Origin of the sequence: Rhodococcus sp. BP-241, assembly GCF_019836145.1 — a bacterium.
GTDB lineage: Bacteria > Actinomycetota > Actinomycetes > Mycobacteriales > Mycobacteriaceae > Rhodococcoides.
Genome location: NZ_JABUEI010000016.1, coordinates 21576 through 41368 on the forward strand (window position 1 = coordinate 21576; position 19793 = coordinate 41368).

General features: G+C 67.5%; 24 protein-coding genes. 16 read left to right on the forward strand and 8 right to left on the reverse strand.

All coding sequences use genetic code 11. The features are described from left to right. Positions 1–3: 3 nt before the first annotated feature. The 3 genes from HQ308_RS21435 to HQ308_RS21445 form a co-directional block, all read right to left on the reverse strand. The gene (locus HQ308_RS21435) at positions 4–408 is read right to left on the reverse strand and encodes an ATP-binding protein (RefSeq protein ID WP_222647846.1); all 405 of its coding nucleotides are present in this window, start codon (positions 406–408) and stop codon (positions 4–6) included. 89 nt (positions 409–497) lie between these two features. After that, positions 498–890 (reverse strand): STAS domain-containing protein, encoded by a 393-nt coding sequence (locus tag HQ308_RS21440; RefSeq protein ID WP_222647847.1) that lies wholly within the window; start codon positions 888–890, stop codon positions 498–500. Continuing rightward, positions 887–1744 (reverse strand): GAF and ANTAR domain-containing protein, encoded by an 858-nt coding sequence (locus tag HQ308_RS21445; RefSeq protein WP_222647848.1) that lies wholly within the window; start codon positions 1742–1744, stop codon positions 887–889. The genes HQ308_RS21440 and HQ308_RS21445 overlap by 4 nt, the downstream gene beginning before the upstream one ends. Before the next feature lie 349 nt (positions 1745–2093). On the opposite strand from HQ308_RS21445, the gene HQ308_RS21450 reads away from it, so the two are divergent. From HQ308_RS21450 to HQ308_RS21490, 9 genes are all read left to right on the forward strand, one after another. After that, complete coding sequence (locus HQ308_RS21450; RefSeq protein WP_222647849.1) at positions 2094–2894, forward strand: enoyl-CoA hydratase-related protein; 801 nt, start codon at positions 2094–2096, stop codon at positions 2892–2894. Positions 2895–3176: 282 nt separating this feature from the next. Further along, on the forward strand, positions 3177–4448 hold the full coding sequence (locus HQ308_RS21455) for a molybdopterin-dependent oxidoreductase (protein ID WP_222647850.1): 1272 nt from the start codon (positions 3177–3179) through the stop codon (positions 4446–4448). Further along, positions 4445–4939, forward strand: a complete 495-nt coding sequence (locus tag HQ308_RS21460) for a hypothetical protein (protein WP_222647851.1) — start codon at positions 4445–4447, stop codon at positions 4937–4939. Before HQ308_RS21455 ends, HQ308_RS21460 begins: the two co-directional genes overlap by 4 nt. 96 nt (positions 4940–5035) lie before the next feature. After that, positions 5036–5737, forward strand: coding sequence for a class I SAM-dependent methyltransferase (locus HQ308_RS21465; protein ID WP_222647853.1), 702 nt, complete (start codon positions 5036–5038; stop codon positions 5735–5737). Continuing rightward, positions 5734–7113: a hypothetical protein gene (locus HQ308_RS21470; RefSeq protein WP_308115856.1), complete on the forward strand. Its 1380-nt coding sequence runs from the start codon at positions 5734–5736 to the stop codon at positions 7111–7113. The genes HQ308_RS21465 and HQ308_RS21470 overlap by 4 nt, the downstream gene beginning before the upstream one ends. Positions 7114–7151: 38 nt before the next feature. Next, positions 7152–8213, forward strand: a complete 1062-nt coding sequence (locus HQ308_RS21475) for an NAD-dependent epimerase/dehydratase family protein (protein WP_222647854.1) — start codon at positions 7152–7154, stop codon at positions 8211–8213. A 2-nt stretch (positions 8214–8215) separates the two neighbouring features. Further along, positions 8216–8872 carry a glycosyltransferase family 2 protein gene (locus tag HQ308_RS21480; protein WP_222647856.1) on the forward strand — a complete coding sequence of 219 codons (657 nt, stop codon included), beginning with the start codon at positions 8216–8218 and terminating at the stop codon, positions 8870–8872. After that, positions 8869–9549, forward strand: coding sequence for a DUF2064 domain-containing protein (locus HQ308_RS21485; protein WP_222628099.1), 681 nt, complete (start codon positions 8869–8871; stop codon positions 9547–9549). The genes HQ308_RS21480 and HQ308_RS21485 overlap by 4 nt, the downstream gene beginning before the upstream one ends. Then, positions 9501–9953 (forward strand): GtrA family protein, encoded by a 453-nt coding sequence (locus HQ308_RS21490; protein ID WP_222647858.1) that lies wholly within the window; start codon positions 9501–9503, stop codon positions 9951–9953. The genes HQ308_RS21485 and HQ308_RS21490 overlap by 49 nt, the downstream gene beginning before the upstream one ends. 18 nt (positions 9954–9971) lie before the next feature. Here the strand turns inward: HQ308_RS21490 and HQ308_RS21495 are convergent, their stop codons facing one another. Further along, the gene (locus tag HQ308_RS21495; RefSeq protein ID WP_222647859.1) at positions 9972–10997 is read right to left on the reverse strand and encodes a YncE family protein; all 1026 of its coding nucleotides are present in this window, start codon (positions 10995–10997) and stop codon (positions 9972–9974) included. Between the two features lie 192 nt (positions 10998–11189). Here HQ308_RS21495 and HQ308_RS21500 point away from each other — a divergent pair, with 192 nt between their 5' ends. Both HQ308_RS21500 and HQ308_RS23115 read left to right on the forward strand, forming a co-directional pair. Then, complete coding sequence (locus tag HQ308_RS21500) at positions 11190–12131, forward strand: alpha/beta hydrolase (RefSeq protein ID WP_222647861.1); 942 nt, start codon at positions 11190–11192, stop codon at positions 12129–12131. Between the two features lie 204 nt (positions 12132–12335). Further along, complete coding sequence (locus tag HQ308_RS23115) at positions 12336–13052, forward strand: alpha/beta fold hydrolase (protein ID WP_374198553.1); 717 nt, start codon at positions 12336–12338, stop codon at positions 13050–13052. 60 nt (positions 13053–13112) lie between these two features. Here HQ308_RS23115 and HQ308_RS21510 read toward each other — a convergent pair whose 3' ends face one another. After that, complete coding sequence (locus tag HQ308_RS21510) at positions 13113–13976, reverse strand: NAD(P)H-binding protein (RefSeq protein ID WP_222647864.1); 864 nt, start codon at positions 13974–13976, stop codon at positions 13113–13115. A gap of 31 nt (positions 13977–14007) precedes the next feature. On the opposite strand from HQ308_RS21510, the gene HQ308_RS21515 reads away from it, so the two are divergent. Next, positions 14008–14979, forward strand: coding sequence for a cupin domain-containing protein (locus HQ308_RS21515; RefSeq protein ID WP_374198552.1), 972 nt, complete (start codon positions 14008–14010; stop codon positions 14977–14979). A 63-nt stretch (positions 14980–15042) separates the two neighbouring features. Here the strand turns inward: HQ308_RS21515 and HQ308_RS21520 are convergent, their stop codons facing one another. Both HQ308_RS21520 and HQ308_RS21525 read right to left on the reverse strand, forming a co-directional pair. Further along, entirely contained in the window at positions 15043–15186 is a 144-nt protein-coding gene (locus HQ308_RS21520) for a hypothetical protein (RefSeq protein ID WP_155956917.1), read from the reverse strand. Positions 15187–15337: 151 nt separating this feature from the next. Beyond that, positions 15338–16186, reverse strand: coding sequence for an NAD(P)H-binding protein (locus tag HQ308_RS21525; RefSeq protein ID WP_222628089.1), 849 nt, complete (start codon positions 16184–16186; stop codon positions 15338–15340). 80 nt (positions 16187–16266) lie between these two features. On the opposite strand from HQ308_RS21525, the gene HQ308_RS21530 reads away from it, so the two are divergent. The 4 genes from HQ308_RS21530 (at position 16267) to HQ308_RS21545 (ending at position 18899) form a co-directional block, all read left to right on the forward strand. Next, the gene (locus HQ308_RS21530) at positions 16267–16983 is read left to right on the forward strand and encodes a TetR/AcrR family transcriptional regulator (protein ID WP_222647865.1); all 717 of its coding nucleotides are present in this window, start codon (positions 16267–16269) and stop codon (positions 16981–16983) included. A 156-nt stretch (positions 16984–17139) separates the two neighbouring features. Beyond that, on the forward strand, positions 17140–17451 hold the full coding sequence (locus tag HQ308_RS21535; protein WP_222647867.1) for a hypothetical protein: 312 nt from the start codon (positions 17140–17142) through the stop codon (positions 17449–17451). Positions 17452–17556: 105 nt separating this feature from the next. Continuing rightward, the gene (locus tag HQ308_RS21540) at positions 17557–17709 is read left to right on the forward strand and encodes a hypothetical protein (RefSeq protein WP_222640080.1); all 153 of its coding nucleotides are present in this window, start codon (positions 17557–17559) and stop codon (positions 17707–17709) included. Continuing rightward, on the forward strand, positions 17706–18899 hold the full coding sequence (locus HQ308_RS21545; RefSeq protein WP_222647868.1) for a PrsW family intramembrane metalloprotease: 1194 nt from the start codon (positions 17706–17708) through the stop codon (positions 18897–18899). The genes HQ308_RS21540 and HQ308_RS21545 overlap by 4 nt, the downstream gene beginning before the upstream one ends. Before the next feature lie 128 nt (positions 18900–19027). Here HQ308_RS21545 and HQ308_RS21550 read toward each other — a convergent pair whose 3' ends face one another. Beyond that, positions 19028–19753 (reverse strand): TetR family transcriptional regulator, encoded by a 726-nt coding sequence (locus tag HQ308_RS21550; RefSeq protein ID WP_222647870.1) that lies wholly within the window; start codon positions 19751–19753, stop codon positions 19028–19030. Positions 19754–19793 lie beyond the last annotated feature (40 nt).

Sequence of the window (19793 nt, forward strand, 5' to 3'; positions counted from 1 at the left end):
ATGTCAGTGGAAAACAGGCTCCGGGTGTGGAGGTGCCATCGAGGACCACGTCGCGCGGACGGTGGTCCCCGTTCCCGAGTGATCCACTGTCGACGAGGTGCTCAGTGCCATGATGAGTGGCAGACCATTACCGCGAAGAGCGTTGTGCACAGGTAGTTTCCACCGTCCGAGATCAGCGACGGTGACGTCCAGCGTGCCGAGGCCGACCGAGTAGGTGGCGCTGATCTGCATCGTGCCGACACCGTCGATGTCGAGGTAGGCGTGGTCGACGACGTTGGCCATCGCTTCGTACACCGCCAGCACCACATCCGCTCTGCGGGCGTCGTCGAACGGCAGGATGCGGAGCCAGGCGGCAAACGCTCTGCGTACGGCGCCGATGCACAGGGCGTCAGCGGGGACATCGGACATGACGAGGCCCGGGTTCCGGACGCTCGGACCGAGAGAGCTGTCTGCGACACCGTCATGGGTCGCGTCCAGCACGCCCGCCGTGCGACCGTTCAGGACGTCACCGCGGCCAGTGCCGCGTCGAGGTCGGAGTGGAGCGAGAGCATCTCGTCCATTCCGACGAGCGTGAGTGGACGGGTGGTCGCGGGCCCGTTCGACACGACAGCGAGCGCGACGAGTGCGCCGAGCGCGCCGAGTCGGCGGTGCGTGTCGATGAGGGCCGTCATGCCGGTGGAAGAGAGAAAATCGACGTCGGTCAGGTCGACGATCACCGCGGAGGGCACGTCGTCCGACAGTGCTCGGTCGAGACCTGCCGTCAGCATGGGCGTGGACTCGAGGTCTAGATCGCCGCGGACCGACACGATGAGTACAGACCCGTTGCGGGCAACGGTGACCTGGACGGATCGTCGGTCGACGTCCTGCTCGCGTGCGCGATCAAGGGTCACAGCGGTACCGCCACGACCGAGGTGACCGTGCGTTCCGCAAGCACCGACACACGCACGTTCTCTCGTTGCGATTGCTCGACCAGAGCGGCGAAGGCCGCGTCCGCGGTGATACCCCGAACTGCCATGACGATGCCCTTCGCCTGTTCGATGCAGGCGCGGGTCTCCATCGCTCTGCGGAGGTTGCCTGACTCTTCCCGAGCGTCCGCGGTGTGCCGCGATTCCCACACCGCGACCTCCACGGCGGTCACGAGCACCGTGACCAGCACCTCGTCGATGTCGCTGAAGCCGTGATCGCCGAAGCTGTAGATGTTCAGCGATCCCGCATGTTCGGAATCGACGTCCAGGGGTGCGGACAGGAAGCTGCGCACACCGGCCTCGGAGGCTGCCGCGGCGAAGAGCGGCCATCGCGCCGCAGCATCCTCGACGTGCACGCACACGATGCGCCCGGTCCGGGCGGCTTCGAGGCAGGGCCCCTCGTTCACGCGGTACTGATCGGCATCGATGTCGCTGACTCGGGAATCCGACCGCGCCGCGGTCTCAGGGTTCGCCGCGTCGTGATGCAGGAGGGTCACCCCGGCCATGTCCGCTCCGGGGATCGCGGCGACCGCCTGTTCGCACAAGCCCTGGAGGAGAGTCTCGAACCGACTGTGCGACAGCAGGAGTCCACGAAAGGCGTCCAATGCGTCGAAGGTGTCCGCGGCGAAGTACCGCATCGTGATCGCCGTGCGAACCCCGCCGGCCGTGCGGGACGACAACGCTCCTGCGATCTCGTCGTCGAAGGCGTTCGCGGCGGCCAGTGCGGCCGCCGTGCTGTGATCGTCCGGGGGCAGGCCGGACGTGACCGAATCCGTCATGCGGAGTCCTCTGTGGTGCAGTCATGACACCTGTCGACGTGCGCGGAGGACGCTGCGCGGTGATGACTTCACCGGATGCGCCCAACCGTACGCCGCGTGTCGACCCCACACACGGTATGTCGCAATGCGCGACCCCCGTACGAACGGTCGATGCTCGTCGGACGCGCACTTACTAGTGACGTGTGGGTGCGCGGGAGGTGACACGGGGCAGGAATGCGCGGTCACGACCACGGGACAGTGCGGCCGGGTTGTGAGACCGCCAGACAATGGTTCGGCCGCGCTCTCGGTGGAAGGTCCGAATCTAAAATTCATGCATGGAGCACCCAGAAGTTCGCCGAAACGGCCTGTCATGACTGCCACAGTGGAGCAGAAAGGCTATGTCTCCGTCGAGATCGACGGTGCGGTCGCATGGGCCGTGATCAGCAATCCGACCCGTCGCAACGCATTGAGCGCAGCGATGATGCGCGATCTGCACGCGCGACTGCAAGAGCTGGACAAACGCCCCGACGTCCGCGCCATCGTGCTGCGCGGGGAAGGTTCGGAGGCATTCGTCTCCGGAGCCGACATCTCGGAGTTCGAATCGCAGCACGGTTCCACCGATGCCAAGCAGGCCGCCGACGACGCCATTGCCGCGTTGTTCTTCGGACTCGCCGCCATGCACACGCCGACCATCGCGATGGTGCACGGCTTCTGCATGGGCGCCGGCGTCGCCGTCGCGCTCACCGCGGACATCCGCATCGCCGATGAGGCGTGCGCGTTCGCGATTCCCGCCGCACGTCTGGGAATCGCATACCCGGTTCCGCCGACGCGCGTGCTGCAACGCATGGTCGGCTCCGGTCACGCCGCCGAGATGCTGTACACCGGCGGTCGCGTCACGGCAGAGACCGCTCTCTCCATCGGTCTCGTGAATCGGGTGGTCCCGAAAGACCAGTTGCACGAGGCCGTGCGCACACTCGCGACGACCATCGCGGCCAATTCGCCCATGTCGGTGCGGGCTGCGAAGGTGGCCCTCGCGAGCGACCTCTACCCGGAGATGCTCTCCGAAGCCGAGGCTTTCGTGGCCATGTGCGCCGGCTCGGACGATGCCGTGGAAGGTGGGCGCGCCTTCATGGAGAAGCGGCGACCCACGTTCACAGGCGTCGTGTCCTGACACAGTCCTGCAACCACGTTCGGGTTGCGAGAATCATGTGGGCCGGTCGCACCGACTGAACGCATCGGGTCGAGGCGGTGCTCGAGGTGCGTTCGGTGTTCGCGTTCGCGCTGGCTGCCGGGGAGTCGACCACCGGTTCACTGGAGTTGTACCGCCAACGCCGACCGACGAGGAAGCAGGGCTCGAACACGCCGCTGTGGAGGAGTTTTCGCGCACGGAGGCGCACACGGCCATCGGGATGCTCGCTGCCCAGTTCGCTCGCACGGCGAGCGTCGACGTGCCATGGTGGTGAGCATCAGTCGTCGGGGTAGTCGAAGGGTCGTGCCGTTGCCTCCTCTGCCCCAGTTCCAGAGTGCGATCCGCGGTCCGTGGTTGACGTCGGTGTTCGGTGCCGTCCTTCTCGTGTCGCTGCCGGTGATCACCGTGACCGGTCTGCTGTCCTACATCGCGTACGGGCCGCAGTTCGGGCAGGCCCGCCCGGGGGACGTGGGGTGGTTGAGGTTGCCCCAGTTCCACTGGCCGACCGATCCGTCCTGGATCTATCGGCTGAACCAGGGCCTGCACGTCACGGTCGGCCTCGTCGTGATTCCGCTGGTTCTCGCGAAGCTGTGGTCGGTGATGCCGAAGCTGGTGCAATGGCCGCCGGTCCGATCCCCGGCGCAGGCGCTCGAGCGGCTCAGTCTGCTGATGCTCGTCGGTGGTGTGCTGTTCGAGATCGTCACCGGTGTGCTGAACATCCAGTACGACTACGTCTTCGGTTTCGACTTCTACACGGCCCACTACTTCGGGGCGTGGGTGTTCATCGCCGGGTTCCTCGCGCACGTGGCCATCAAGGTTCCGGTCATGTGGAGGACGCTGCGGACGACGTCGCTGTCCGACGTGCTCCGGGACCGCAACGATGCGCCCGGCGCGGAACCGGAGCAAGGGGAGAAAGCGACGCAGGGCATCTCCCGGCGCGGCGCCCTCGCACTCGTGGCGAGTGGAAGTGGTCTCCTGGCAGTCCTCTCCATCGGGCAGACCATCGACGGGCCCCTGCGGTCGACCGCACTGCTGCTGCCCCGGGGCCGTTCCTACGGCGACGGGCCCAACGACTTCCAGGTGAATCGCACCGCCGTCGCAGCGGGGATCGATCCGGTGTCCACCGGGGAGTCGTGGCGAGTGGAGCTGTCGGGGACGACGCGCGTGGTTCTCGACCGAGCGGCACTGGAGGCGATGAAGCAGCACATTGCGGTCCTACCGATTGCGTGCGTCGAGGGGTGGTCGACGACGCAGGAGTGGACCGGGGTACGGCTGCGAGACCTCGCCGGCCTCACCGGCGTGTCCGACGGAGCCGCCACAGTCAGCTCACTGGAACGAGGTGGCGCGTTCGCTCAGGCGACGTTGGCGCAGAACCAGGTGTGGCATCCGGACTCGCTTCTCGCGTTGACCGTCAACGGTGAGGCGCTGTCGCTCGACCACGGCTATCCGGCGCGTGTGATCGTTCCCGGCCTCCCCGGTGTCCACAACACCAAGTGGGTGTCGCGTATCGACTTCGCCGGCGAGGCCGGTCGATGAGGCGGCTGTACGGGGCGGGTGCTGCTCACGCGGCCGTGCTGGTCGCATCCTTCGTCCTCGCGGGTGCCGCTGTTCTGACTCTCGGGGCGGACGCACTGTGGAACCCGGACAGGTGGTGGCAGTCGATCGCGGTGTGGTTCGTCGGTTCGGCGGTCCTGCACGATCTGGTCCTGTATCCGCTGTACTCGCTGGCGGATCGAACGACGCGCCCGACACGACACTGGACAGTCCGGCAGGTCTCGATGCGTCCGCACATACGGGTGCCGGCTCTCGGCGCCGCGCTGACGCTGCTGGTGTTCTTCCCGGGCATCCTGAACACCGACGACACGGCCATCGTCGCGGCGACGGGCATGAACCGTGACCCCTACCTGGAGCGGTGGCTGTGGGTCGTGGCAGCGATGGTCGCGACGAGCATCGGGATGTTCCTGGTGCGGGTCCTGCTGTCCGGAGGCATTCCCCGCGCAGGTCGGACCGAGTCCGGACAGCGTTGAGGCGCAATCCTCCGGTCCCACGGGAGCGAATGCCTGGAGTACGGACACCGGCCGACGGGTCGAGGGGGCGGGTGCGACGATCCAGGAAGGTCACGTGTGACAGCGAGTTCGACGGGTGAAGCACCCGACAGTTTCGATGCTCTGTTCACCACCGCGATACCCAGCACGACGTGGTGGGTACGTCACCGTCACGGTCCCCGCCACCCGTTGCCGGTCGGACGATGGCTCGGCGGCGAGCACGCAGACGCCGATGACCGTGCAGTGGACGAGACGTTGCTCGCCCTCTGCCGGGGCCGCACGATCGATCTCGCGTGCGGGCCGGGCCGCCTGGTCGAGGAACTGCGCCGACGGGGAGTGTCGGCCATGGGCGTGGACACGTCCCCGGCAGCTGTCGCGCTGGTCCGTGAACGCGGCGCCAAGGCCGAGCTGGCCGACATCTTCGACATCGTTCCACACGAAGGGCATTGGGACACCGTGCTTCTCGTCGACGGGAACATCGGCATCGGCGGGGATCCCGGCCGTGTCATCGGTCGCGCGCACGACATCGCCTGTGAGAGCGGAACGGTGCACGTCGAAGTGGCGGCGCCCGGAACGGGATTCGTCGCAGAACGCCTGCGTATCGAGAGTGACGAGACTGCGGGGCCGTGGTACGACTGGGCGCGAATCGATGCGGACACGCTGGCACCACTCGCCGCGGCACGAGGGCTGGTACCGGTCGGTGTGACCGCGATCGCCGGTCGGCACTTCGCTCACTTCGTCAAACCCCCGTACAGTTCGGCCCCCGAGACTTCCGAGTGAGCGGCCCGACTGCGGTCGATCGGCGGCGCGGGTGGGTTCCTCGAGTTCCGGAACTGATCGGCGCACTCCTCGCGGCCGCACTGGTCGTCGCGGCAGTGGTCGTGGCGCGGCGGGAGAACGCCGTCGTCACTCCGCTGATCGACGGCATGGGCTTCGACTTCGACGATTTCGCGTCGCTCGCGCCGCTGTTCGGGCGGGTGGGCGCTCATGTGGGCCCGGGTACCCCGGTCGCGGTGATCGTCGGCGTCCTGGTGGTGATTTTCGGCCCGTCCGTGGCGGCACGCATGTCGTGGCGGCTCCTGCTCCTCGTGACCTGGGCGACGACCCTTGTCTGGACCGTCGGACTGGCTGCGGTCGACGGCTGGCAGAGAGGGTTCGTCGACAAGTTGACGTCCCGCGACGAGTATCTGTCCGAAGTCGGCGGGATCGACGACATCGGGGCCACGCTGCGTGGGTTTTCCGACCGGATCGTCGACGGCCAGGCGGACTCGTGGGCCACGCACGTCTCCGGCCATCCCCCCGGCGCCATCCTGACGTTCGTGTGGTTGGACCGCATCGGACTCGGTGGAGGCGCGGCGGCCGCATGGTTGTGTGTGATCGTCGGGTCGTCTGCCGCCGTGGCCACGGTTGTCGCTGTGGCGGCGCTCGTCGACCGCGACACGGCTCGACGGTTGATCCCGTTCGCCGTGATCGCTCCCAGCGCGATCTGGATCGGTGTCTCCGCGGACGGATTCTTCACCGGTGTGTCTGCCTGGGGCATCGCCCTCCTGGCCGTCGCTGCAGCCGGGCGACGAGCGCGACACGACGTCGCGGCCTTCGCGGCGGGTCTCCTGCTGGGGTTCTCGGTCTATCTCAACTACGGACTCGCTCTGATGGGCCTGGTTGCTCTGGCGGTCCTCATCGCCTCCCACCGCGTGCGGCCATTGCTACCGGCGATCGGTGGCGCCCTCGTCGTTGCCGGACTCTTCACCGCGTCGGGCTTCTGGTGGTTCGACGGGTACGTCGCGGTCCAGGAACGATATTGGCAGGGCATCGCGTCAGCGCGCCCGTTCCAGTACTGGAGTTGGGGCAACATCGCGGCTCTGGTGTGTGCGGTGGGACTCGCGGTGCCCGCTGCCCTGTCCCGCGTGGTGTCACTGCCGCGTGTGCGACGTGCCGAGCCTGTGACTCTGCTCGTGGTGGCCGCTCTGCTGGCGGTGGCGTTCGCGGACCTGAGCAGGCTGAGCAAGGCGGAGACGGAGCGCATCTGGCTGCCGTTCCAAGTGTGGATGACGGTTGCCACTGTCGCGATCGGGGATCGCTCGGTGCGCTTCTGGCTGGCAGCGCAAGTCGTGCTGGTACTCGCGATCAACCATCTGACGTACACGAACTGGTGAGCGACCCGCCCCCTCGGTCGACACGATAAGGAGAAACGATGCACGTGTTACTCACCGGCGCGGCCGGTTTCATCGGCGAACACATTCACGAAGCACTACTGGGGGCCGACCACGACGTGACGGCTGCCGACGCGTTCCTGCCTTCCGCGCACGGCCCGACGCCGCGGCACGCGCCGAACGTGACGGCTGTCGACGTTCGCGACCCCGGCGCTCTGGACGACGTCATGGTGGGGGTGGACGTGGTGTGCCACCAGGCTGCTGTCGTCGGAGCCGGCGTCAGCACCGCGGATGCACCCGCCTACGCCAGCCACAACGATCTGGGTACTGCCGAAGTACTTGCCGCGATGGCCCGAGCCGAGTGTCGGAAGCTGGTTCTCGCGTCGTCGATGGTCGTCTACGGCGAAGGTCGCTACCGCTGCCCCGTGCACGGTGTCATCCGTCCGCGCCCTCGAAACCCGTCGGATCTGCGGAACGGTGTCTTCGATGCGAAGTGCCCGGAGGGTGACGAGCCGGTGACGTGGGAGACGGTGGACGAGGACGCTCCGCTCGAGCCTCGGAGTCTCTATGCGGCAAGCAAACTCGCGCAGGAGAACTATGCACTCGCGTGGTCGCTGGCGACGGGCGGATCGGTCACGGCGCTGCGGTACCACAACGTCTACGGCGATCGAATGCCCCGTGACACACCGTATTCGGGTGTCGCGGCGATGTTCCGCTCATCGCTGGAGTCTGGTGAGCCGCCGACGGTGTACGAGGACGGCGGGCAGATGCGAGACTTCGTCGACGTCCGGGACGTCGCCGCCGCGAACCTTGCCGCCGTCGAGCACGACGGAGCGGGGTTCGTGGCCTGCAACGTCTGTTCGGGACACCCGATCTCGATCGGTGACGTGGCCCGCATTCTGTGTCGTGCACACGGCGGCGGCATCGAACCGGCGGTGACGGGTCAGTTCCGTCCCGGCGACGTGCGGCACATCGTTGCCGGTGCCGATCGGGCCGACGAGATTCTCGGATTCCGAGCTGCCGTCGGTCCGGACGAGGGGCTCACGCGGTTTGCGTCGGCACCGCTACGGGCGGCATCCGACGGCTCGGCCCCGGTGGTGTGACGATGATCGATCCTTCCGATGTCACCGTCGTACTCCCGTGCCGCAACGAGGCGCAGTCACTTCCCGATGTTCTCGACGCCGTGCCCGACGGCTATCACCGCCTGGTCGTCGACAACGGCTCCACCGACGGCACCGCGGACGTGGCCCGTGCGCACGGGGCGGAGGTGGTCATCGAGGCGATACCCGGATACGGCTCAGCCGTGCACGCCGGAATCATAGCTGCTCGAACGACCGTCGTGGCTGTCATGGACGGGGACGGGTCGATGGACCCTCGCGAACTGCCCGGGCTCGTCGCAGCGCTGGACTCCGCCCAACTTGTCGTCGGTCGGCGCCGCCCGGTGCACCGCAGTGGCTCGCCGTGGCACGCCCGCCTCGGCAACACGGCCATCGCCTGGCGTCTACGCAGACGACTGAAGATCGACGTCCACGACATCGGCGCTCTTCGGGTGGCCCGCCGCGACGATCTGCTCTCGCTCGACGTCCCGGACCGACGCTCCGGCTACCCGCTGCAGCTGTTGGTTCTCGCCGCTCGGGCAGGGTGGACAGTGGTCGAGCACGACATCTCGTACCGCCCGCGGACCGGGGGAGTGTCGAAGGTGTCGGGGTCGGTTCGCGGCACGGTGGTGGCCGTCTGGGATTTTGCGAAGGTGATTCCATGATCGATGCGACGCTGCTCGTCATCGCGAAAGCGCCGGTACCCGGCTTTGCCAAGACTCGACTGATGGCCGCCATGACCGCCGAGGACGCCGCGTCGGTGGCGGCCGCGGCGCTGCTCGACACACTCGCCGCGGCGAGGCAGGCTCCTTTCGCCCGGCGGGTGGTCGCGATGACCGGCGACCTGGCCGAGGCGATGCGCAGCGACGACATTCAGAGGTCACTGGCTGACTTCGACGTCATCGATCAGCGCGGCGACGGCTTCTCGGAACGGTTGATCCACGCGCATCGCGACGCCGCCGGATGCGCTCCCGTCGTGCAGATCGGCATGGACACGCCGCAGGTCGACCCCGCGATGCTGGCCGACATCGGTCGAGCCTTGGAGCCGTCGTCGGCGATCCTGGGCCGTGCCGAGGACGGAGGATGGTGGGTGCTCGGACTGCACGACGCATCCGATGCCCGGGCCCTGCGGGCAGTGGAGATGTCCACCGACCGCACCGGGGACGACACCCGGGACGCCCTGCAGCGCTGCGGCCTCGTCGTCGGTGCAGCACCGACTCTGCGTGACGCCGACGAACTGGTCGATCTGGCCCCCATCTCCCGAGTGTGTCGCCCGGACAGTGAATTCGCCCGATGCGTGGATGCGCTGCCCGTTCCGAGGCCGACGGGGGAGACACTCTGACCGCGACCTCCGGCACCCGGAGTGTGCTGTTCCGCTTCTATCTGGTCGGCGGTGCGAGCGCCGCCGCGTACGTTCTGTTGTTTCTGGTGTTCCGAGTCGTCATGTCGTCCCAGGCCGCGAACGTGCTCGCGCTCCTGGTCTCTGCGCTCGCCAACACCGCGATCAACCGCCGGTTCACCTTCGGAATCCGTGGAACCGACGCGATCGTTCGCCAGTACGCGCAGGGGGTCGTCGTCTTCGCCCTCGGGCTGGCGGTCACCAGCGGCTCGTTGGTACTCCTCCACAGGTGGGTACCCGATGCACCGCGAGCAATCGAGGTGTCCGTCCTGGTGGCCGCGAACCTCGTGGCCACGGTCGTGCGCTTCGTCGGGTTGCGCCGGGTGTTCACCGAATACCGATCGTGAACGTCGCGCAGGCACGTGTCACGACACGTCGACACTGTCGGCCGGGATGATCTGCAGGCTCGAGTCCGCGCCGGGATCACTGCCTGTCACCAACACGTATCCCGTTCGTGAATCCACGGCAACGGAATTGGCCTGCCGAACCGTCGGCAAGTCGGCCACGATCCGCGGCGACGCCGGGTCGGCGACATCGACGACACGAAGGATGTTGCTCTCGGTCAGCGTGATCAGAAGGAGCTTCCGATCGGCGTCGTAGGCGAGCCCGTAAGGATTGCCGGGTGCGTCGATGCGAGCGACCTCGCTGATGTCGGGAGTGATGCGTTCGAGGTATACCGCGCCACCGTCGGTGTCGGCGAAGGCAGCGAGGTCGGGGCCGAGCGATGTCGCATGCGTCAGTTTGGTCCCCAACGGTCCCTGCGCGACGAGCTTCTGGTCCGGCCCGCTGTAGATCCAGATCCCGTTGCCCTGCACATCTGCGACAGCTGCGTAATTGCCGACGGCTGCAACGCCGCCCGGTTGCACGGGACCGGCGGGGAGAGATGCGGTCACGACACCGTTGCGTACGAAGACGACTCCGCCGCCCATCTCGTTGGTCACGACGGTCGTGCCGCCGGCGGTTACCACGGCATCGTGCGGTTGCCGTCCGACGCCCCGGGTGGTGGAGAGCGTCGCTCCGTTCGCCGGATCGACCAGGAGCAGTTCGTCACTGGACTTGAGGGGCGCGAGTACCGGTCCGTCCGGGCCGGCGAGGGAGAGGTGCCGCGGGGCGCCGACCGTCGGCACGAACGATCGCTCGACTCCGGTCGCCGCGTCGAGCAGCCTCAGGCCATCGGGTTCACGCACTGCGGCGACGGCGATGCCGGACGACGTGACGACGATTCCCTCGGGTGCGCCCGGAAGCGGGACGACGGTGCCGATCGGATCCTGCGCTGCGGGCGCCCTAGCCGGTTCGGCGGCGGGTGTCTGCGTCGGCCCGGGTGCAGTGTCGTCGGTGGAACAGCCGGCGACGAGAGCCAGTACCGACAGGGCGACGACGATGCGTTTCACGGTGAACCACCGAGCTTCTCTAGTGCGTCCAGGCACTTTCGTCGTAGTCGTACCCAGCACGTTCACGCGGGAAACCCGAGTCGAGCTCCCACGAGCACAGCCGAGCTGGAGTCTGTCGAAATCGGTGCACGGAGCCGGGCTGATAGCGTCGATCGTCTCCACGCTTCATCGCACGAGGGGAACGACGAGACGATGACGGGCACACTCACCTGGCACGACGACATCAGTCCGCAGGCGCGCGTTCTGTCGGCGGCGATGAAGGCGGTCCTCAAGCCGACTCTGAGTATGTGGCCGCTCACCGACGGCGGCATCAAGGCCATCGGGCACCTCGATCGCGTCGTCGACCGACTGCCGAAGCCGCCTCGCGTCACGATCGACCAGGTGGTTCTCGGTGGTGTGCCCTGCGAGAGGACGACACATCCTCGGACGGCCACCGGCTCTCTGGCCGGTGCGACGGTTCTCTACTTTCACGGCGGCGGCTTCGTCTTCTGCGGACTGGCGACCCACCGCGGTGCGTGTGCCATGATCGCCGCCCGTGCGGGCGTTCCGGTGTACTCCGTGGAGTACCGGCAGATTCCGTACGGCGGCATCGGCACGTCGATCTTCGATGCCATGGCCGCCTACCGCGCCGCGTCGGCGACGGTGGCCGACCCGTCGAAGATCATCGTTGCGGGAGACTCGGCCGGCGGTTACCTCGCGATGAAAGTCGCCGAACTGGCTGTGCTGGAAGGGTTGACACCACCCGCGGCCGTTCTGGGATTCTCGCCGTTGCTCAATCTGGACCTGAGGAGCCATTCCCGTGCGTTCATGAAGCGGGACGCGTATCTGCCGATGAAACAGGTTCTCGCGCTGGAGGATCGTTGGATGAACGGGCCGGACGCCATCCCGGGCGCAGCGTCTCCGATCGATGCCGATCCATCGGTGTTTCCGCCGGTCTTCCTGTCCTCGGCGCAGTACGAGTTGATGCGCCCGGACGTGGAGGCGATGACGCGCAAGCTCGAGGACGCCGGCCGGATTGTCGAGACCCATGTGTGGCGCGGTCAGGTGCACGCATTTCCCGTGTTGGCAGGCGTACTTCCGGAAGGCCGCGAGACGCTGCGGTGCGCGGTGGACTTCGCTGCGCGCCACCTCTGAGCCGTTCAGACGACTCCACCCGAGCTGGTCGTCGCTCCCGCGTGGTGCACGCGCACGGCTAGGTTGTCGAATGTCCCGACCCATCGCACGGATACTGTCCACACTCCACATCGGTGGTGCCCGTCTCGGACCGATACTTGTCCCGTGACCGACATCGATGTCTCCGCACTGCTTCGCTACAGCAGGACCGGCCGGGGAGCGCCCATGCTCCTGATTCACGGGATCGGGCATCGACATCAGATGTGGGACCCCGTGATTCCGGCACTGGCAGATCACTTCGATACCGTCGCGATCGATCTCCCGGGCTTCGGAGAGAGCGATCCCCTCGGCGACGGTGACGCACCCACGCCGGCGCGACTGGCGGACCGGGTGGAGCTGGTGATGGACGAACTGGGCTGGGACAGTGCGCACCTCGTGGGCAATTCGCTCGGCGGGTGGCTCTCGTTGGAGCTCGCGCGCCGTGGCCGGGCGACGTCCGTGTGTGCACTCATGCCCGCCGGGCTGTGGCGCTCGACGGGCGGCACAGCCCGTGTGCGTCGGCAGGTGCTCTTCTCCGTGTGGGTGCACGGGTCTCGCGTTCGGGGTGCGGGGTTCCTCCTGCGCCGGCCACTGCTGCGGACCGTCGCCTTGTTCGGGCTGGTCGGCCGTCCGTGGCGCATCCCGTCGGTGGTGGCAGCCGACGATGCACGCAACCTCGCCACGTGCGACTCGACCGCACGATGTCGGCACTCGAGGGCACCCGCTTCGGCGGCGGAGACGAGATCGATGTCCCGATCACCGTGGTCTACGGGGGCAGAGACCCGCTCATCCGTGCAGCGGAGACGGACCTCGACGGGCTGCCGTCCCTCGCCGCCGTCATCGTCCACGAGCATCTGGGGCACGTTCCCACGTGGGACGATCCTGATCTCGTGGCAGCTGTGATCAGGGGCTCGACCACGGCGTCGTGAGCACACGTGGGAACGCCACGCTTTCGGTAGACGCTCACGCCCGCGACGCCAGGTAGTCGTCCACCGTCGTCGGGGCGCGGGGGTCGTCCCCCGCCGCGGCGACGCGTCCTGCAGAGAACGCGTGGTGCATCTCGACCTGCAATCTCGCTGCATCGTCGGAGAATCCGACCTGGAGTAGCTGGGTGATCGTCTCCTCGTCGGGGAGCTGCTGGTAGGGGGGATTGCCGATGCCCTGTGCTCGGCCGACCGCGGCGGCGACGTCCATCAGGGTGAGATCGACTGCGGTCCTGATCTCGCGGATGGTGGTGCCCTGGTGCTCGGGTTCCTCGACTGCGTCGGCCGCGGCTGCGCCGACGTCTCCGGCCGCCACCATCGGCAGGGGCACGTCGGGGGCGATGGAGTCCTGGAGTGCCCCGATGTGGCGGAGGTGGGGCAGGACGGGGTCGAGATTGTCGAAGAAGTAGCCGGGTCGGAGAAGGACGAGATCGGTCTCGAGGGCGGTGAGTCGCTGCTCCTGAGCGTGCAGTGCGGTGAGGAATCCGGTCCCGTGCTCGAGTTCGGCGCCGAGAGAACTGAGTGCGACGACGCGTGGCACCCGTGCTCGTCGGAGTGCGTCGGTGATGGAGGACCCGATGTCGTCCATGTGTGCTCGGACGTCGGGTGCTGTGGGGTCGAACGGGACGAGGACGTAGGCCGCGTCCACGCCGGTGAACGCGGTGGTGAGGAAGTCGGTGTCGGTCAGGTCGCCCGTGTGCGTGGTGGCAGCCGGGTGTGGGTGGGGCCGTGCGGTGCGCGCGACACGGCGTACTTTCCATCCGCGGCCGAGGAGCGTGTCGGTGAGGCGTCGTCCGGTTCGGCCGGTGGCGCCGAGAACAGTGATGGTTCGTTGTGTGGTCACGATATTCACGGTGCCGGGTTCGTGGTGGACAATGAATACCGTGGAGTCCACCGTTGATGATCGATCGTCCAGGATGTGGCGCGGTGACGATGCGCTCGGCGACGCCCTGCACTCGCTGCGGATGCGTGGGGTGTTCTACGTTCGATCGGAACTGACGGCTCCCTGGGGTCTCGACATCCCCGCGATGGAGGACTGCCTGTGGTTTCACGCACCGGTGGTGGGATCGTGCCTGCTCGACCTGCCGGGGACGGACCCTCGGCTGGTGGGCGAGGGTGAGTGCGTGCTGGTCCCGCACGGTCGAGGCCACCGAGTGGTGGACGATCCGTCATCCCTGTCGGTGTCGATGTACGACCCGGAGCCCGAGTGGATCTCGGACCGCTTCATCGTTCTCGAGCACGGCGGCGGGGGCGAGCGGGCCGTGTTGATCTGTGGCGCCGTGAAGTTCGATCATCCGACTGCCCGCTCACTCCTCGACGTGCTGCCCGATGTGCTGGTGGGTGATCGCGGGTCTGCGGTCTCGGCCGCGGTACTGGAACTGCTCGCGAACGAGGCCGCTGCCCGCCGGCCGGGTGGGGAGGCCGTGGTGACGCGGCTTGCCGACATCCTGATCATCGATCTCGTCCGAGCGTGGCTCCGAGAGGAGGGCGCTGAGATCGGCGGCTGGCTGGGGGCGTTGCGCGACAGACAGATCGGTGCCGCGGTCATCGCGATGCATCGGTATCCGGAGCGGCCGTGGACGGTGGCGGATCTGGCTCGGACGGCGGCGATGTCTCGATCCGCCTTCGCCGCGCGCTTCACCGCGCTGGTGGGTGAGGCCCCGCTGGTCCACCTGACCCGTCGGCGCATGCAGCTCGCGGCGGCGGAGCTCATGAGATCGAACGCCACCATCTCCTCGGTCGCGGCCTCGTTCGGAAACGGGTCCGACGCGGCGTTCTCGCGAGCGTTCACCCGCATCATGGGTCGGTCCCCGTCGTCGATGCGGCACTCAGGGTCGGCGTCGTAGGGGCATCCTGTTGTCCGACAACCCCTCACATCGGACGAAGACGCGGAGCGGCACGAACGGAGGCTATGCCTCAGCCTTCCGCGCTGCCACACGGTGGGCGGCATCCTGCACGAACCAGTAGGCCACCAGGCCGACGTACACGCCGACGAGCCCGCCGGTCACCCGTACGCCGCGCCGACGAGACAGAGACTCCCACGACACAGACATCGCACACCCTCTCACCGAACACGTCACCGATCCGGTGATTGTCCTCCGAACATGCCGATCAGCACAACGGCTGCGGGTGAGGGCGGAACGACCGGTCTGAGTCTCGCTGTCCTGGAGTGCCACCCTCGACCTTTGACGGGCGCCGTGGAGGCTACGCGAGAGTCAGCGCGTCGCGCACGGTCGCAGGCGACCTGCCGAGCAACTGTCCCAGCAGGGGATCGATGCCGGCGAACCAACCGCCGGCTGCAGCGTCGAACATCCCGAGTGTGAAGCGAGCCGCGAATTCCGGCTGTCCCGAAGCGACCCGGGCTGCGATCCAGTCCTCAGGGTCCATCAGGACTCGCCGTACCGTCCGCCCGGCCACGTCGGAAGCGATCGCCGCCACCTCCTCGAAGGTGGGTGCGGACTCGGCGGTCACCGTGACCGGTCCGTCGTACGCGCCGTTCGATGCGATGATCGCCGCCGCAGCCTCCGCCGAATCCGCTCGGGACGTCCACGACACCGGACCGTCGGCCGGAACGGTGATGACGCCGGACTCGCGCCAGGGGCCAGTCGACCAGGCCAGGCTGTGGGCGTAGAAGCCGTTGCGCAGCGAGGTCCACGGCAGGCCGGAACCCGCCAGCAGCCGCTCCGTCGCCGCGTGGTCTCGACCCGGACCGAATGGCGTGTCGTCCGCGGCCCCCTGATGACTCGTGTACAGGATTCGCCCCACGCCCGCGGTGACGGCCGCGTCGATCGCGTTGCGGTGCAGGGAGACTGCGTCGGCCCTCGGATCACTGGACGAGACGAGCAGCAGCTGATCGGCATTCGCGAACGCGTCCGGCAGCGACGCCGGGTCTGCGTAGTCGCCGTGGCGCACCTCGATGCCGAGATCGGCGAAGCGTCGGGCCCTGGACGCGTCTCTGACCGCCACCGCGATCTCCGAAGCGGGGCGATGTCTGAGCAGGTGGTCGACAGTGGCGCCGTTCAGCGCGCCGGTGGCGCCGGTGATGACGATCATGAGTGCCTCAGTTTCGTTGGTATCGCACCGGTGTTATCGATGGAAACACAACGGTATCACGAGACTGTTATCGTTGGAACGTGATCAAGCCGACCAGCACTCGAGACGACGTCCGGGCGCGGATCATCGAGGTCGCGGCCGCCCTGCTGCGCGATCACGGCGTGGCCGCAGTGACCACTCGTGGGGTTGCCGAGGGTGCCGACGTACAGCCCCCGACCATCTATCGACTGTTCGGTGACAAGGACGGTCTCCTGGAATCCGTCGCAGAACATGTTCTGGCCGAGCATGTCTCGATGAAGAGACGCATCACCGAGACGGCCGCGTCGCAGGGCGTGGATCCCCTCGTGGACCTGCACGACGGGTGGCTGACGCAGGTCGAGTTCGGCATCGCCAACCCGGAACTGTTCCGGATGATGAACGGCCCGCAGCACCTGACACGATCTCGCGCGGCGCAGGCCGGCATGGACGTCCTCCGGGCTCGGATACACAGGGTCGCCGAGACGGGCCGACTGCGGGTGAGCGAACAACGGGCGCTCGGACTCGTCCAGGCAGCGGGTGTGGGCACGATCTCGGTGCTTCTCGCGACTCCGGCCGAGGACCGCGACGACGAGTTGGCCGACGCGATGTTCGATGCCGTCATGCGGCAGACCCTCACCGACCCGCCCGACCGCCAGCAGGACGACCACGCCGCCGCCGCGGTCGCTTTTCGTGCGATCACGCCGGCGTTGGACACGTTGAGCGCCGCCGAGCGCGCGGTCATGGTCGAGTGGCTCGATCGGGTGATCGCCGGACTCTGACACTCGACTCGCCGTTCTCGTCGAGGTCGTTCACAGCGGACTGCACGGACCGCGTGGTTTGTGACAAAGTACGAACAACGACGAGTTCGAGGGGTATCCGTGACACCACTGTTGAACGCTCCTGCACATCGACATCGAGTACCGGTCGAACATCGTGTGCTGGGTCTCGACCGTCGAACGTGGCCACCGGCGCTCGTCGTGCTCGCTGTGTTCCTGGTCTTCACCGTGGTGGTTCCGCGCATCGACGCTGCCCTCGACTGGGACGACCCCGTTCTGGCAGGGCAGCAGCTTGCACTCACCGACACCCTCGTCTTCACCCCCGTCGCCGGTTACGACGTCGAGTCCGGCTTCCGTGTCGGAGACGGAGGCACGTTCGGCGATGCCACCCTCGCCGGGGCCGGCATCACCTTCCAGGTGTCGACAGACTCGTACGACGGCACTCCCGATCAGCTGCTCGACCAGGTGTAGAAGGTCACGTCCCGGACGGACGACCCCACCTTCCGGGTCGACTGGAACAGGGCCACTCTCACCACGGCGGCCGGCGAGACCGGAGTCGCGCAGCCCTACAACAGCGTGCGAAGCGACGGGGTGATCGCGGCCTTCGTTCTCGGCGGCACAGGGGTCGACATCACTGCCTACGGGCCACCCACCCAGATGACCGCAGCCCTCGACGACGTCCGAGCGATGATCGCGAGCATCCGTACCGTGGATGGGGACGACGCATGAGCACTGTCGACCCCCGCACGTCTCCCGAGACGGTCGGCACGGAAGCTGGTCAGCGCCGAGCGGAAGCAGTCGAGATCTCCGGGTGGGGTGCGATATTCCACTTCGTGCAGCCTCACAACCTCTCCTTCTGGGTCTACCTGGCGCTGACCGCCATAGGTGCGTTCCAGGCGTGGGCGTTCTTCGCACCCGACGCCGGGTTCTACGCCGAAGGGTTCGCGGTCGCAGCGGTGCTGTGCGGGTTGTGCGGACTCGCGTGGCTCGCCTGGTTCCATCACATCGACCGGTGGGAGCGGCAACCAGGCGGGCTCGTGGTCGCTGCCCTCGTGTGGGGCGCTGTCCCGGCAACGTTTGCCTTCGCGATGACCGTCAATACGGCGATGCTCGGCATCTACCCCAAGCTGTTCGGTCAGGAATGGAGCGCGAACTGGGCGGCAGGTGCGACGGCACCGTTCACCGAGGAGGCGGCCAAACTCTGTGGTTTCCTGCTCCTGATGAGCCTTGCCCCGCGTCTCATCCGCACCGCGAACGACGGCCTCATCGTCGGAGCGTTCATCGGGCTCGGATTTGCCGTGTTCGAGGACTTCCTCTACGCGGCGAGTTCCACTGCTCGGGCATTCGGCACCGATTCCGTGGGCAACGCGGTGCACATGTCCGTCGTACGCATCGCCGTCAGTTTCGCCTCCCACCCTCTGTTCAGTGCCCTCGTCTGCACCGGAGCCGTCTATCTGATCGGGACGGCAGCGCAACCCCGGCGGGTCGGGCGTGGTGCGGCCTTCGTCGTCGCCGGCATGTTCCTCCACTTCACATGGGACGACGCCGGCGGTCTCGGTGGCGGCGGTCTGGGAAACTTCGTGGTCCTCCTGGCGTCGGTCGTCATCGGGTTCACGGTGCTGACCATCGCGTTCCGACGGGCCGCACCGCGTGAGTATCAGTTCGTGCGAGACATCCTCGCCCCGGAAGTCGATGCTGGTGCGGTGACCGAGGCGGAGGTCGACGGTGTGCTGGACACGAAGGCACGCAAGGCATTCGTGAAGTCCGCACCCACTCGGAATGCCCGACGAGCCCGCACACATCTGCGTCGTGCCGTTCTGGACCTGGCGCACGATGTCGCCCGCGAGAAGGGCGAGGACACCGAGTCCGTACGCCACTCTCGCAGCGAGATCGAGCGGTTACGGGCAGCGGCCGGCTGATCGGCTCGGGCCGGGTGAGATCGGTCGAGTCACCGCAGCGAGCTGGTGAAGCGTCCGTCGAGGCCTGCACGTTTCATGGCGCGTCTGTGCAGAGCATGCGGTGTGGAGGTCTATGTCACCGCCGCGAATCACGCTCGCCGGGGGCCGGGTATCAGCAGGGGAACGCGGTCCACCAGGTCGAGTGCGACATCGGGAGAGGCGCCGTCGAACACGGCGGTGTGGATCCCGCGCATGGCGCCGGTCACGAGTTGCGCTGCCGCGGCCACGTCGGTGTGGCGTTCGATCTGACCGGCATCGGCCGCTCTGTGCAGCAGTTGTTCGATCGCGACGACGAAGTCGGTGTGCCACCCCTCGGCGGTTCCTTCGCTGCGGGGAACACCGATGTTGCGGAACAGCACGTGGGTCGCCGGAGTGTCGTAGATGGTGGCCGCGGCGATGTGCAGGAACGATCGCAGCTGTCCCAGAGGATCGTCCGGCCACGTCGCCTGCTCGGAACGCGTTGCCATGCGGTCGATCAGCGTGGTGGCGGCATCGTTGACGGCTGCGTGGAACAGGTCGCGTTTGGTGGGGAAGTGGTGGAATGCGGTCCGGGCCGCGAGTCCGCAGTGCTGCGCCACGGCCTCCACGGTGATGTCGCCGTAGTCGGAGTGTTCGAGCAGCGTCTGGGTGGCGTGGACGAGCCGAGTCGGCGCCGGCCCCGGGTCGTCCGCCGTGTCGGACGCGGCCCACCGATAGAGAGTGGTCGGGTGGACACCCAGATCAGATGCGACGGCGGTGGGACTCTCTGTTCCCTCGAAGGCACGCTCCACAGCGGCGCGACGGTCGGCCGCAGTGAACTTCGAGGCCCTGGCCATGATCGTGACACTACAGTCCGTGTCGGCCGAGCGGGGACGG